We start from the raw sequence: 13,708 nt of genomic DNA, 5'->3' as shown, positions 1-13,708 counted from the left end.
AAAAAATCCGTCAATTGACGGATTTTTTTAATACACTTCTTCTTTTTTGAAGAAAACCGTGTCGTTTCCTTTTCTAAATTTCAGTTCTGAATATCGAATCGTGTAATCATCAGACATTCCGTAAGTTTCTAAAATAAAATTATCCTTAAAACGATAATTTCTATTGGTTTTATGTTTTGCATTTGAACCTAATTCTTCTTTCAAACTCAATATTACTGGAGAAATTTTGAATCGAGGATCAGTTTCTATTCGATTAATAATGGTATTGACATCGGCAGAATCCATAATCAAAACTGTTTCTTGTTTCATGTTTTTAATTCCAGAAATAACTGTCGAAACAATTTTTAAATTTCCTTTAAACCCAATTCCAGCTTGGTGTAAATCGGTTTTCAAATCATCATTAGAATACATTTGACTTCTGTAACCATATTTCACCATCGGAATCATCACAATAAAAAATATCGCAAGCGAAACTATCATTGCAGCTTTGTTGTAGCCTGCCATTCTCAATCCATAATATATAAATGGAATCAAAATCAATAATACAATTCCGAATATAATGACAGCAATTAATCCTGATTCCATTAGCCGTTAATCATATTTAAAAATTCGTCCTCGGTCAACACGACAACTGTTCCAATTTCTTCTGCTTTTTTCAATTTACTTCCAGCTTTATCGCCAGCAACCAAAAAATTTAAGTTTTTAGAAACTGCAGAAATATTTTTTCCACCATGATCTTCCACCATTTTTTGTGCATCAGTTCGATTGAATTTAGTCAAAGTTCCTGTAAACAAAAACGTTTTGCCTTCCAAAGAATCTGACAAAGGTTTTGCTTCTTCACCAATCTCGAAATTCAACCCGTAATCACGTAAACGTTGAATCAAAATTTGATGCTGTTCTTCTTTAAAATATTCCTTAATCGAAATTGCAATTTTTTCTCCAACATCCGTTACAGAAACTAATTCTTCCATTGTTGCATTCATCAAACGATCAATAGTTTGAAAATGTTTAACCAATTTTTTTGCAACCGTTTCACCTACATGACGAATTCCAATTGCGTACAACACCTTTTCGAAAGGTTGCTCTTTAGATTTTTCGACAGAATTAATAATATTTTGAGCAGATTTTTCAGCCATTCTTTCCAGAGGCAAAATATCTTCTTTTTGTAAAGTATAAAAATCAGCAATGTTATTAAGCAAATTTGCTTTGTGTAGCAAAACAGCTGTTTCACCACCAATACTCTCAATATCCATTGCTTTTCGAGAAACAAAATGCTCTAATTTTCCAATTATTTGAGGTTCGCAACCATTTTCATTTGGACAATAATGCTGTGCTTCGCCATCGTTACGAATTAATTCTGTTCCGCAAGAAGGACAATTTTTAATAAATTCGATTTCTTCCGTTCCAGGTTTGCGAACATCAGTATTAACACCAACAATTTTCGGAATAATTTCGCCGCCTTTTTCCACATAAACCATATCACCAATGCGGATATCCAACTTTTTAATAATATCTTCGTTGTGGACAGAAGCACGTTTTACGATTGTTCCAGCCAAAGAAATAGGTGCAAGATTTGCAACAGGCGTAATCGCTCCAGTACGACCAACTTGATAATCGATGCTCAATAATTCGGTTTCGGCAGCTTCAGCTTTAAATTTATACGCCATTGCCCAACGTGGAGATTTCGCAGTATAACCTAATTCATCTTGTTGCGAAAAAGAATTTACTTTGATCACAATTCCGTCCGTTTCGTAAGGTAAATTTTTACGTTCGATATCCCAATGATCTACAAAAGCTAAAACTTCTTCCAAAGAAGTACATAATTTTGATGTATGCGGAATCTTAAAACCTAATTCATCAGCGGCTTGTAGCATTTCCCATTGTGTAGAATAAGGTAAATTATTTCCGATAAAATAATATGGGAAACATTGTAAACCGCGTTTCGCAACTTCTGTATTATCTTGTAATTTTAATGATCCAGAAGCGGTATTTCGAGGATTTGCATACAATTCTAAACCATTATTAGCGCGTTCTTCATTAATTGAAGCGAATTTATTGAGCGGAATTGTAATTTCGCCACGCATATAAAAACGTTCAGGATAATTTCCTTTCAATTTCAATGGAACAGATTGTATAGTACGTATATTATTCGTGATTTCATCACCTTGTGTTCCATCTCCACGCGTTACAGCCTGCGTCAATTCTCCATTTTCATACAAAATAGAAATCGAAGCGCCATCATATTTCAATTCGCAAACAAATTCTACTTTTTCACCTAACGTTTTCTCAATTCGTTTTTCCCAATCTTGTAAATCTTCAATTGAATATGAATTGTCTAACGAATACATTCTAAATTCGTGTGTAATCGTCGGAAAATTTTTTGTAACCATTCCACCAACGCGTTGTGTAGGGGAATTAACATCAAAAAAGATAGGATTTTCGTCTTCTAATCGTTTTAATTCTTTCAATTTCAAATCAAATTCGAAATCAGAAATTGTCGGATTATCTAAAACGTAATAATTATAATTATGCTGAGTAAGCTCTTCTCGAAGCGCTAAAATTTTGTCTTGTATTTCCATTCTAAAAATGTTACCGAACAAAGATAAACACTTGAATTAATACGAACAATTTTTAAAATAATTTGGAATGATTTATATTTAGGAATATTTATTGCAACGTTTATTGAAAAATAATCAACTATGAATAATTTATTAGAAGTTTTGGACACAAAATCAAAAGGTTTTGAAAATACAGTTTCTATCGTAACAACTGGAGCAGCAGCAGGAATTGCAATTTCGAAAGCAATTAATAAGAACGAAAAAATTGGAGCTGTTGTTGGAGTAGGAGTAGGCTTGCTGGTTTATGCAATGTTTAGTCCTCAAAACAAATTGGAAAAAGAGAATAAAAAATTGGAAAAGCAAATAGAAGAGTTTGAAGCTAAATTGGAAAAATAATCTGTTTTTATTTGTAAGTATTTTAACTTATTTGGTGAGTTTAATTTTGCCTGTTCACTTATTAAGTATTGATTTTATTGAATATTATTCTGGAGATTCTAGAACAGAATATTTGAATTACATATCTAATATTAGGATATATAACGATATCAGAGTTGCCAATTGATTTTATCTGTTGGTTAGGGAACTTTACATTATTATTTTCTTGGATTTTTTATAAGATAAAAATAGGATGAATATTAGGTATTATCGCTGTTATTCAAATGTCATTATACGAAATTAATCATTTAACAAGATTAGATATTTTACAAATACATGAATATGATTTACCACATTTTGGTTATTGGATTTGGTTATTTTCATCCATTTTTGTCCTAATTTATCATTACAAAAAATATAAATTAAAAAGTCAAACATTGTAAAGTTTGACTTTTTAGTTTTGTGATATTCATAATTCGTTCTCGAAGATGATTAGATAGAATTTATTCTTAAGACATTTTAAATGTTTTTATCTTAATAATTATATTGATTTTCGAATTAATTAGCAATCCATACTCTATGAAAACCTTTATTTAATGCCAATTTGGACTGATTTTCTTCTATTTTACGAATATGAAAATTCACTCTCGAAGATGATTTAAGTATAAACAAAATTTGCTTGTATAATTTATTGATTCTATATTATATTATATCTATAAAATTAGTCGAGATTAGTGTTGTTTTAGAAAATTGGAATTAATACATTTGTTAAAATAAATACTCTATAAAAACTATAGATATTATATAAGAAAATGAATCAACTAAAAGAGATATTAGAAAAAGTTACAGGACAAGTAAGTTTAGAAGAAAAATTATTTTTTTTGAATAACAACGTTAAAGAAAAAATAGTTTTTTCGACAAGTTTTGGTTTCGAAGATCAAGTTATTTCTCATGTTATTTTAAGTCAAAAATTAGACAATATTAAGATTTTTACTTTAGATACAGGTCGTGTTTTTCAGGAAACGTACAATACGTGGAACAAAACAGAATTTAAATATCAAGCGAAGATTAAACCATTTTATCCACCAAGAGAGGAGTTAGAAAATTTTGTTGAAGAAAATGGAATTAATCCTTTTTACGATTCGGTTGATTTAAGAAAACAATGTTGCTATATCAGAAAAGTAATTCCTTTGAATCGTGCATTAAAAGAAGCATCAGTTTGGATTACAGGTTTGCGTGCGGAGCAATCGAATAATCGACATGATATGCACGAAATAGAGTTTGACGAAGAAAAACAATTATTCAAATTCAATCCATTGATTGATTTTACAACAGGGGATTGTTTCGAATATTTGAAAGAAAATAGAGTTCCTTACAACCCGTTACACGACAAGGGTTTTATAAGTATTGGTTGTGCTCCTTGCACACGTGCTATAAACGAAGGTGAAGATTTTCGTGCCGGAAGATGGTGGTGGGAAGACAATAGTAAAAAAGAATGCGGTCTACATGCAAAGTAGACTTCAGGTGTTAATTTAATTTGAATGACTCAGCCTATTTTAGGTTGAGTTTTTTGTTTACTTTTACTAGATAAGTTTCAATAATGGAAATAGAACAAATCTTAAATCAAATTTCGCCACTTTCATCACAGTCTATTCAATTGATAGCAGATAAAATTCAATTGATTCGATTACCAAAAAACACCACGCTTATTGATGCTGATAAAGTTGAGAAAAAGTTATATTTCATCAAAAAAGGAATTGTTCGCGCGTATACGATAGACGATGGAAAAGAAATTACGTTTTGGTTTGGGAAAGAAGGCGATTTGATTTTATCGATGCGAAGTTATGTCGAAAATAAAATTAGTTACGAAACAATCGAATTAATGGAAGATTGTGAGTTATATGAAATTAAATCTTCAGACATACAATTGTTTTATGCGACAAATTTAGAAATTGCAAATTGGGGAAGAAAACTTGCTGAAATTGAATTGATAAAAACTGAAGAGCGTTTTATTTCTAGGCAACTAGGAACGGCGATTGATCGTTATAAAAAATTGTTAGAAGAAAATCCAAGTTTGATTAATCGTGTGCAATTAGGTTATATCGCGTCTTATTTAGGAATTTCTCAAGTGACATTAAGTAGGATTCGCACAGAAATTTAAGCGAATAATTTTTTTACAAATGTAAAAAAAATCTATTTTTTTCTAATTCATCTTTGCATCAAAATATTAACAAAATGAATTGGATTTTATTGATTTTAGGAGGATTATTCGAGATTGGATTTACATCATCTTTAGGGAAAGCCAAAGAAACAACAGGCTCAGAAATGTACATTTGGTATGGCGCTTTTGCAATATGTTTGGTTGCAAGTATGACGTTATTAATCAAAGCAACACAAACTTTACCTTTGGGAACTGCTTATGCTGTTTGGACTGGAATTGGCGCTGTTGGAACAGTTTTAATCGGAATTTTTGTATTCAAAGAACCAGCTAATTTTTGGAGAATATTCTTTATTTTTACATTAATTAGTTCAATTGTAGGATTAAAATTTGTTTCGCATTAATGAACGAAGAAATTACAATAAAAAGAGTTGAAGAAAAACACATTACAGAACTTCAAGAAATCTCTAAAAAGACATTTGCAGATACATTTTCTTCTTCTAACACAGAAGAGGATATGCAAAAATATTTGAACGAAAGTTTTTCAGAAGATCAATTATTAAAAGAATTGAAGAATCAAAATTCGTTGTTCTTTTTTGCAATGATTAACCAAAAAATTGTCGGTTATCTGAAATTAAATATTGGTGATGCTCAAACAGAAGTTTATGATATGAATTCTTTGGAAATTGAAAGAATTTATGTGTTAGAATTGTTTCAAGGAAAGAAAATTGGACAAATTCTTTTTAATAAAGCTGTAGAAATAACTAAAAACCTCAACTTGCATACAATTTGGTTAGGAGTTTGGGAAAAGAATATTTCTGCGATTAATTTCTATTTAAAGAATGGTTTCGAAAAATTCGATCAACATATTTTCAGACTTGGTGATGATGAACAAATAGATTATTTAATGAGATTAAAATTATAAGATTTATAATATGTCAAAATGTCTTATTAATTCTATATTTTATCAATAATGTGAAGTGGTATTGTTTTTGACATTGTAACAAAAAAATAATAGATATGGACACAAATAGAGATTATACATTCGAAGAAATACCAGATAGCTCTCACAATGAGCAAGATTTTTATGCAAAATTCAAAGAAAGATTAGATGATGTACAAAAATTTCCAGCTGATTATTTGTTCAAATTCATTTATCCTTCAAGTGAAGAAACGATGGAAAAAATCAAAGATATTTTTGCAGGAACGAATGCTGAATTTGATTACAAAGCTTCAAAAAATAGAAAATATACATCTATTTCGATTAAACTTTATGTGATTGATGCGGATACAGTAATCAATTATTACAAAGAAGTTTCGAAGATAGAAGGCGTTATAATGTTATAAAAAAGGTTGCAAATGCAACCTTTTTTTATCTTTTTAAAAAGAGTAGGGAGGTATCAATTTTTCAATTATGAAATTAATGTTCCCAGAGTAACCCTCTTTATTATGTTAAATACATAATGTGATTATTTTACTTCTTCGATAAAAACAATTGAAATCAATTTTTTAAATTATTATTTTTTTCAACTTGCAAAGATTTATCGGAACTAAATTTTAGTTTATACTTCATTTTATAAAATTTTGAAAGTTAATTTTCAAAATTTTGCATTCTCAATTCATTTCATAAAATCAACTTATTTAGAATAGAATTTTTGCTTTATTAAATTTTCTTAGAAATAGTGAGTTATTAAAGTTATTATTAATCAATTTTAAATACTTGTAAATACTTACAAATATTTGTAAATGGATATATTGCTGAATATAAATTTATTATAATTAATGTAGAATTGTTTTTTAAATGTTTAATCAGATAAATTTTTAGTAAAACTATTTTAATAAGTATAATTGAGCACAAACTTTTGCATCAGATAAAGCTTCATGATGGTTGAGTTGAAGATTAAATCGGCGAGCACAATCGGATAATTTTGTAGGAACAATTCCTTTCTGTTTGAAAATTCTGTATGTACATTCCCACTTTTCGGCAAGGTTAAGTTGAGAGTAATTGAGGCTATAAAACTCCATTGTATTCTTCAAAACAGAACGATCAAACGATTCGTTATGTGCAACAACAAGCTGATTTTGTAAACGATGTTTGATTTCAAAATAGACGTCTTCAAAACTTGGTGCATCAATTGTGTCTTCGGGACGAATTCCATGAACCAAAATATTATGATAATTATATTGATTTTGTGGTGGTTGAATTAACGTGTAATACTCGTCTGTAATCACATTATCTGTCACAGTTACAATTCCAACCGCGCAAGCAGAATTACGATAATTGTTTGCAGTTTCGAAATCGATGGCAACAAAATTTTCCATAATTTATATTTTGTTCGATATAAAATTAATGATATTTTCTTGTTCGAAAGGAGAAAACCAATTGACAGTTTCATCTTTTTTGAACCATGTCATTTGACGTTTTGCAAAACGTCTTGTATTCTTTTTGATTTCTTCTATCGCAAAATCCAATGTAATTTTCTCTTCAAAAAAGTCGAACAATTCTCGATAACCAACAGTTTGCAAAGCATTCAAATCTTTTAAAGGAAATAAATTTTTTGCTTCATTTAATAAACCTTCGTTCATCATAATATCAACTCGACGATTGATTCGGTCGTACATTTCTTCGCGAGGAAGTTCTAAACCGATTTTAATTATGTTAAATGGATGTTTGTTCAAATCTTGATTTCTGAAGTTAGAGAAAGGTAAACCCGAAGATCTAAAAATTTCTAAAGCACGTGTTACACGCTGTTTATTGAAAATATCAACTTCTTCAAAATACTTTGGATCGACTTCTTGCAATTCTTTTTGCAATTTTTCAATTCCAAATTCAGCAAGCTCATTATTCAAATCTTCTCTAATTTTAGGATTAACATCAGGAAATTCGTCAAAGCCAACTGTGATCGCTTTTTCATATAAACCAGATCCACCAACCATGACGCAAATGTCATTTGTTTTGAAATAATTATTCAAAAAAGCTAAGCCATCACGCTCAAAATCACCAACCGAATATTTTTCGTGAATAGAAATATTTTGAATAAAATGATGCTTCACTTCAGTCAATTCTTCCTCAGAAGGAACAGCAGTTCCTATCTTCATTTCTTTGAAAAATTGACGACTATCACAAGAAATAATTTCGGATTGAAAATGTTTTGCAACTTCTATTGCCAAATTGGTTTTACCAATTGCAGTTGGTCCAACAATAGAAATTAAGGTTTTATTATTTTGAATTTTTTGCATGTTATATGAAATCGAGCGCAAGATACTTCGATATTTTATGAAAAGAAAAAGCTTCTATAAAAAATAGAAGCTTTGTAAATTATATTGATCTTTAATTAATCATTAAAGTGGTAAAGGAAAACAACATCCGCCGTATAAGCAGGTTTCGGATTATCTTTAATTTCTAAATTTGCTTCGATGACAACTTTTGCAATTCCTCTCAAATTAGTAATAGATTTCAATTTTGCAGTTAATCTTACCTCACTATCAACCAAAACAGCTTGTCCAAATCTCAAATTTTCAATTCCATAATTGATTAACATTTTGATGTTGCGCACTTCCGCAATTTGATCCCACAAATGTGGAATTAAAGATAGCGTTAAATAACCATGCGCTATTGTTTTTTTGAAAGGTCCTTCGTTAGCTGCTTTTTCAGGATCTGTATGAATCCATTGATGATCTAAAGTTGCATCAGCAAAGCGATTGATTTGTTCTTGATTTATTATATGCCAGTCAGATTTACCGATTTCTTTACCTTCGAAAGCTTTGTATTCATCGAAATTATTAATAATTACCATTATTCAGGTGTTTTAGTTTTTAGTATTGTATTGCTCAAATCTAATGAATAATCGTCAGATAATAAATTTTATTTATGAGAAAGAGAGCATTTTTTGAATAATCTAAAAATAAAAAATCCGACTGAAAATTCAATCGGATTTTTTATAGCTATTTAATTTGTTGCTACTCAATAATTTTTGCATCTTCAACATTTGCATAGGCTCTTTGCGTATCTCTCCATGCAAGATATTTAATAATTTCTTTGTTGAAATATTTCATTCCAAAAAGTAAAATCCCAAAATCATCTATCAAACCAAAAGGTCCAAATAGCGCTTCTGGAATAATATCAATAGGAGAAATAATGTATAAAGTTGCTACAAATCCAAGAAATAAATTCATGTTGTCAGGTTTATAACTTCCTTTTTTGTAATCACCTAACATATTGAAAAAAGCCTTTACTTTTTCAAAAAAAGATTTGTCTTTTTGAGCTGCCATTGCTGCTTCTCCAGCGACTTTAAAGAATTTTGATTTTTTCATTTCACAAAATATGTTTTAAAAACGTATTATGTATTACAAAGTACATGCCAAAACATTTAAATTGATTTTTGTGTCATGTTAAAACTTTATGTTACATTGTTTTACTTGTTTTTCTTTTTCAGTTTAATGATTTTTGCATTCAATATTCTGTCAAGCTTTGGATATCTTTCGCGCATTAATTTTGTGCTGTTAAAAATTTCTTCATCTTCCATTGTTTGTCCAGCGTAACCATCATACAAACTTTCTACAACATTCATTCCGTTCACCACTTTTCCAAAACTTGGAAAACCTACTACATCATTGGAATTGATTGTATCCAAACGATGATTATCTTTCAGATTAATAAACAAATCCAAATCTCTTGTGTTTTTTCCTGCGCGCGCAAAACTCAAAGCTCCTTTATTATTTCCAGCAATAACAGGTTCATCTTCTACAATAAACTTTTTCCATTGATTAGAAACAATTGTGTCTGTATTTCCAAATTGGGCGACAAAGTTCGGAACAACACGATAAAAAGTTCCATCTTCGAAAAAATTGTATTTAACCAATTGATAAAAACGATCAACAGCTTTTGGCGATAATTTTCTTTCAACTTCGATATCAATATTTCCTTTTGTTGTTTCAAATCGAGCAACAAAATTTTCTGGTGCCTGTTTCGTTATCCATTTTTTATGAAAAACCGTTTTGCTAGAAGTACAAGCCGAAAGCGTAATAAGTGTAAATAATGTTAGAGTAATTTGTTTCATGTTCTAATTTTGTGGATTAAACTTAAACAAAAAACGACACTTAGCGTAAGTGTCGTTTCATTATTTTTGCAATTCTTGTTCAATTTTAAAAAACCATTCTGTTTTCTGGTTATAAACTTCCGCTTCGGCAAGCATATAATGTGCTTCTTTGGTTTCTTCATATTTCACGCGATCCATCGTTTCTGGGTTGAAAGGTGGTAAAGGTTGCACTTCTGCACTAAAAGTTTTGGTGTGGCCTTTATATGTAAATGTTTTGGTGATAATTTCTTTTTCCATTGTCTTTTAATCTTTGGTAAAAATACAACTTTTGCAACGGAGAATTTACATTCGGAATAATTTAATTTTTAGGCTGAATTATTTTTTGATAAATAGTAATTTTGCAGCTATATGATTACTCAAAATAATTCTAATCAACAACAAGTTCTTGTCGTTTCTTCGTTTGATGAACTTGTACATACAGCTTTTTCTGGGAAAAATAATGCGATAAATTGGCGGCGAAATTTAGAAGGTGATTTTGAGGAAATTGTGAATCAATTGATTTTAAAAGATGATATTACTGTTATTTCTATTGATGATTTGAATGATTTAGATTTATCTAATGAAGGAATTAAAGCGAGAAATATTTTGATCAATGATTTACAACAATTAACTGATTTTGGCGCTTCGCCAACTTTAAACTTACTGAAATGTTACGAACGCGATACTGAATTTGATTTTATTTCGACAGATGTTTATTCATTTCACGTTGATCGTTCGCCAATTCCTACGGATACTTTTTTGTGCACTTACTATGGCGCTTCCAGTGATATTGTAGCAAATGAAGATGTGGAACAAAAAATTTTGATTCCAGAAATTAGAGAAAAACTATTCGAATTATATGATGGATACATTGATGGTTTTGAAGATTTTTTGAAAGAATATTTCTTTGATTTGCATTATCAAATTCGTCCAGGTGTTGAACCAATTAATTTAGGATTAGGAAATCTTTGGCGATTGGCAGTTGATCATCCAGAACAAAAAGTTTTGCCTTGTGTACATCGCGCGCCGAAAGAAAATAAAGATGAATATCGATTATTGTTAATCTGTTAGGAATAAATTAATCAAATAATATTAATAAAAATTATATAATTTAGATTCAAAAGATTAGGCTTTTGAATGAAGTCAAGCTTTTATTATTACAATGGTTTCACTAAATTTGCGTATATTTATTGATGAATAATTATTGTTAATTTAATTTCTATTATTATGAACAAAGAATCAGATATACTAAAATTAGAAGAAGCAGGAGCGTTAAATCGTTTAGCTAAATCTGCATCGCAAGCTGCAATCAGAGTTTCAGAAGCATTAGATTTATCAGTTCAATATGTTCAAGGAAATCGAATCATCGAGAGAAAACCTAATGGAGAAATTAAGGTGATTAAAACAATAGATCGAGTAAAAGTTCCAGCTGAATTGAAAAAAGGAGCTAAATTATGTCTAAAATAAAACGTTTGCGCGTTTTTGCTGGTCCAAATGGATCTGGAAAGTCTACTTTATTCGATTCAATCTCATCAAAATTTAATGCTGGATATTTTATTAATTCAGATTTGATTGAGAAAGAAATTTCTTTAAAAGGTTTTATTGATTTGGATCGATATGAACTAAAACTTACCGAAAAAGATTTTGAAGATTTTAAAACTGAACCTGCTTCAGTTTCATTATTCGAAAAAGCAAATAACGAAGGAAAAGCAATTGATGTGCAGTTTCGAAATAATGTTTTGGTTGATAAATCTAAATCTACACATAGTTACGAAGCGTCTTTTATTACTTCATTTATTCGAAAACACTTATTGATTAAAGGTAAATCTTATTCATTTGAAACGGTAATGAGTCATCCTTCTAAAATTGATGAAATAGTGGATGCTAAAAATCGTGGTTTCAAAACATATATGTATTTTGTCTGTATTGAAGATCCTTTGATTAATATTTCTCGAATTGAAAATAGAGTAGAAAAAGGTGGTCACGCTGTACCAGATGAAAAGGTGATTAAACGATATCATTCTACTTTAATGAATTTATTTCCAGCTTTAAAAATTGTAGATAAAGGCTATATTTTTGATAATTCAACTCAAGAAATGAGATTATTTGCACAAGTTAAGAGAAATGAACTTGAAATAGTTTCGGATAAAGTTCCAAATTGGTTTATAAAACAACTGCAATAAAAATTTTATCTTTGTAATTATAATGGTACAAATGGACGAATTCTAATTTAGAACGCCATATATTACAAGGATTACATTAAATACTATGGATTTAAAAGATCAATTAAAAAATCTTTTTCCTGATCATATACCTGAGCCAGAAGAAGTATCAAATGAAGAACAACATGAGTTATGGATTCAGAAAGAACCATTGATTTGTAAGTTTGAGAAACGAAAAGGGAAAATAAATACAATTATAGAAGGTTACGAAGGAGAAACAGAAGATTTCAAACTTTTAGCAAAAGAAATTAAGCAATTTTTGGGTGTTGGAGGGAGTTTTAAAGACGAACAAATCATCATTCAAGGAGATTATCGCGACAAGATTATGGCTTTCCTGAAAGATAAAGGGTTTAAAGTGAAAAGAGTAGGTGGTTAATAATTTCTTTACAATTATTACTGATAAAAATTGTATATTGTTCTCTTATTTTTAATTATAAAATCATGAGTAAAGCAGCATCAGAATTAGTTTTAAATGCAGACGGAAGTGTTTACCATTGTAATATAAGACCAGAGCATTTAGCAGATACTATTATAACTGTTGGTGATCCAAATCGTGTCGAAAAAGTTTCAAGACATTTTGATACAATCGAGCACACAGCAAGCAAAAGAGAAATTGTAACGCATACAGGAACGTTGAATGGTAAACGTTTAACAGTTATTTCGACTGGTATGGGAACGGATAATATTGATATTGTTTTATCTGAGTTAGACGCTTTGGCTAACATCGATTTAGAAACTGGAGAGATCAAAAAAGATTTCAGAAAATTATCATTTGTTCGTATGGGAACTTCTGGAGCTTTGCAAGCGGATATTCCTGTTGATAGTTTCGTTATTGGTTCTCATGGTTTAGGTTTAGATGGACTTTTGCATTATTATATTGGGAGTGAAGCGGTGATGAATAAAGAGGCAGAAGATGCTTTTATCAAACATGTTGATTGGTCGCCGAAAAAAGCACGTCCATATTTAGTAAAAGGATCTGATTTGTTGTTAGATAAATTGGCTTCTGAAAAAACAATTCAAGGAATAACGGCTACAGCTTGTGGTTTTTACGGTCCTCAGGGACGTTATTTGAGATTGCAACCAAATCCAGCTGATATTAATGAGCGTTTAACAACTTTTAATTACGAAGGTTTAAGAATCTCTAATTTTGAGATGGAAACTTCTGCAATTTATGGATTATCAGCGATGATGGGACACGAAGCGTTATCAATAAATGCAATTGTTGCGAATAGAATTTTAGGTGAATTTAGTGCCGATTCTTACAAAGCAGTTGATGCAATGATTGAATATTCGTTGGAAAGATTAACGAAATAATTT

19 protein-coding genes are annotated in these 13,708 nt (G+C 29.9%); 11 read left to right on the top strand and 8 right to left on the bottom strand.

Translation table 11 applies throughout. The features are described 5' to 3' along the window. Nucleotides 1-27: 27 nt before the first annotated feature. On the bottom strand, nt 28-585 hold the full coding sequence (locus B3578_RS10020) for a hypothetical protein (RefSeq protein WP_291048330.1): 558 nt from the start codon (nt 583-585) through the stop codon (nt 28-30). Next, nucleotides 585-2,579 (bottom strand): NAD-dependent DNA ligase LigA, encoded by a 1,995-nt coding sequence (gene ligA, locus B3578_RS10015; protein ID WP_291048327.1) that lies wholly within the window; start codon nt 2,577-2,579, stop codon nt 585-587. Before ligA ends, B3578_RS10020 begins: the two co-directional genes overlap by 1 nt. A gap of 120 nt (nt 2,580-2,699) precedes the next feature. Here ligA and B3578_RS10010 point away from each other — a divergent pair, with 120 nt between their 5' ends. The 6 genes from B3578_RS10010 (at nt 2,700) to B3578_RS09985 (ending at nt 6,438) form a co-directional block, all read left to right on the top strand. Beyond that, nucleotides 2,700-2,954, top strand: coding sequence for a hypothetical protein (locus tag B3578_RS10010; protein ID WP_038334370.1), 255 nt, complete (start codon nt 2,700-2,702; stop codon nt 2,952-2,954). Between the two features lie 791 nt (nt 2,955-3,745). Further along, nucleotides 3,746-4,450, top strand: a complete 705-nt coding sequence (locus B3578_RS10005) for a phosphoadenylyl-sulfate reductase (RefSeq protein WP_291048322.1) — start codon at nt 3,746-3,748, stop codon at nt 4,448-4,450. Nucleotides 4,451-4,533: 83 nt separating this feature from the next. Next, complete coding sequence (locus tag B3578_RS10000) at nt 4,534-5,094, top strand: Crp/Fnr family transcriptional regulator (RefSeq protein WP_219034624.1); 561 nt, start codon at nt 4,534-4,536, stop codon at nt 5,092-5,094. Nucleotides 5,095-5,168: 74 nt separating this feature from the next. Next, nucleotides 5,169-5,495, top strand: a complete 327-nt coding sequence (locus B3578_RS09995) for a DMT family transporter (protein WP_219034623.1) — start codon at nt 5,169-5,171, stop codon at nt 5,493-5,495. Further along, complete coding sequence (locus B3578_RS09990; RefSeq protein ID WP_221854488.1) at nt 5,495-6,016, top strand: GNAT family N-acetyltransferase; 522 nt, start codon at nt 5,495-5,497, stop codon at nt 6,014-6,016. Before B3578_RS09995 ends, B3578_RS09990 begins: the two co-directional genes overlap by 1 nt. 95 nt (nt 6,017-6,111) lie before the next feature. Then, nucleotides 6,112-6,438 carry a DUF493 family protein gene (locus B3578_RS09985; RefSeq protein WP_219034621.1) on the top strand — a complete coding sequence of 109 codons (327 nt, stop codon included), beginning with the start codon at nt 6,112-6,114 and terminating at the stop codon, nt 6,436-6,438. A 483-nt stretch (nt 6,439-6,921) separates the two neighbouring features. Here B3578_RS09985 and B3578_RS09980 read toward each other — a convergent pair whose 3' ends face one another. The 6 genes from B3578_RS09980 to B3578_RS09955 all read right to left on the bottom strand — a co-directional run bounded on the left by B3578_RS09980 (nt 6,922) and on the right by B3578_RS09955 (nt 10,427). Beyond that, nucleotides 6,922-7,413: a 3'-5' exonuclease gene (locus B3578_RS09980; RefSeq protein WP_038334348.1), complete on the bottom strand. Its 492-nt coding sequence runs from the start codon at nt 7,411-7,413 to the stop codon at nt 6,922-6,924. Between the two features lie 3 nt (nt 7,414-7,416). After that, complete coding sequence (gene miaA / locus B3578_RS09975; RefSeq protein ID WP_286494844.1) at nt 7,417-8,331, bottom strand: tRNA (adenosine(37)-N6)-dimethylallyltransferase MiaA; 915 nt, start codon at nt 8,329-8,331, stop codon at nt 7,417-7,419. Between the two features lie 95 nt (nt 8,332-8,426). Next, the gene (locus tag B3578_RS09970; protein ID WP_038334338.1) at nt 8,427-8,888 is read right to left on the bottom strand and encodes a MaoC family dehydratase; all 462 of its coding nucleotides are present in this window, start codon (nt 8,886-8,888) and stop codon (nt 8,427-8,429) included. A 163-nt stretch (nt 8,889-9,051) separates the two neighbouring features. Next, nucleotides 9,052-9,405, bottom strand: a complete 354-nt coding sequence (locus tag B3578_RS09965; RefSeq protein ID WP_115000587.1) for a YkvA family protein — start codon at nt 9,403-9,405, stop codon at nt 9,052-9,054. A gap of 101 nt (nt 9,406-9,506) precedes the next feature. Further along, the gene (locus B3578_RS09960) at nt 9,507-10,151 is read right to left on the bottom strand and encodes a peptidylprolyl isomerase (protein ID WP_291048312.1); all 645 of its coding nucleotides are present in this window, start codon (nt 10,149-10,151) and stop codon (nt 9,507-9,509) included. 60 nt (nt 10,152-10,211) lie between these two features. Continuing rightward, complete coding sequence (locus B3578_RS09955; RefSeq protein ID WP_038334324.1) at nt 10,212-10,427, bottom strand: hypothetical protein; 216 nt, start codon at nt 10,425-10,427, stop codon at nt 10,212-10,214. Nucleotides 10,428-10,538: 111 nt separating this feature from the next. On the opposite strand from B3578_RS09955, the gene B3578_RS09950 reads away from it, so the two are divergent. From B3578_RS09950 to B3578_RS09930, 5 genes are all read left to right on the top strand, one after another. Next, nucleotides 10,539-11,240, top strand: a complete 702-nt coding sequence (locus tag B3578_RS09950) for a DUF1826 domain-containing protein (protein WP_219034616.1) — start codon at nt 10,539-10,541, stop codon at nt 11,238-11,240. A 156-nt stretch (nt 11,241-11,396) separates the two neighbouring features. Then, complete coding sequence (locus B3578_RS09945; protein WP_291048307.1) at nt 11,397-11,636, top strand: hypothetical protein; 240 nt, start codon at nt 11,397-11,399, stop codon at nt 11,634-11,636. Beyond that, nucleotides 11,624-12,352 carry a hypothetical protein gene (locus B3578_RS09940; RefSeq protein ID WP_221854480.1) on the top strand — a complete coding sequence of 243 codons (729 nt, stop codon included), beginning with the start codon at nt 11,624-11,626 and terminating at the stop codon, nt 12,350-12,352. The genes B3578_RS09945 and B3578_RS09940 overlap by 13 nt, the downstream gene beginning before the upstream one ends. A gap of 85 nt (nt 12,353-12,437) precedes the next feature. After that, on the top strand, nt 12,438-12,767 hold the full coding sequence (locus B3578_RS09935) for a translation initiation factor (RefSeq protein WP_291048303.1): 330 nt from the start codon (nt 12,438-12,440) through the stop codon (nt 12,765-12,767). A gap of 65 nt (nt 12,768-12,832) precedes the next feature. Beyond that, nucleotides 12,833-13,705 (top strand): nucleoside phosphorylase, encoded by an 873-nt coding sequence (locus B3578_RS09930; protein ID WP_291048300.1) that lies wholly within the window; start codon nt 12,833-12,835, stop codon nt 13,703-13,705. Nucleotides 13,706-13,708: the final 3 nt, after the last annotated feature.

The sequence above is a fragment of the Empedobacter sp. UBA1574 genome, assembly GCF_002322895.1.
GTDB classification, from domain to species: domain Bacteria; phylum Bacteroidota; class Bacteroidia; order Flavobacteriales; family Weeksellaceae; genus Empedobacter; species Empedobacter falsenii_B.
The sequence above is the reverse complement of the archived record's forward strand: the minus strand, read 5'-3'. Positions and strand labels throughout refer to the sequence as shown.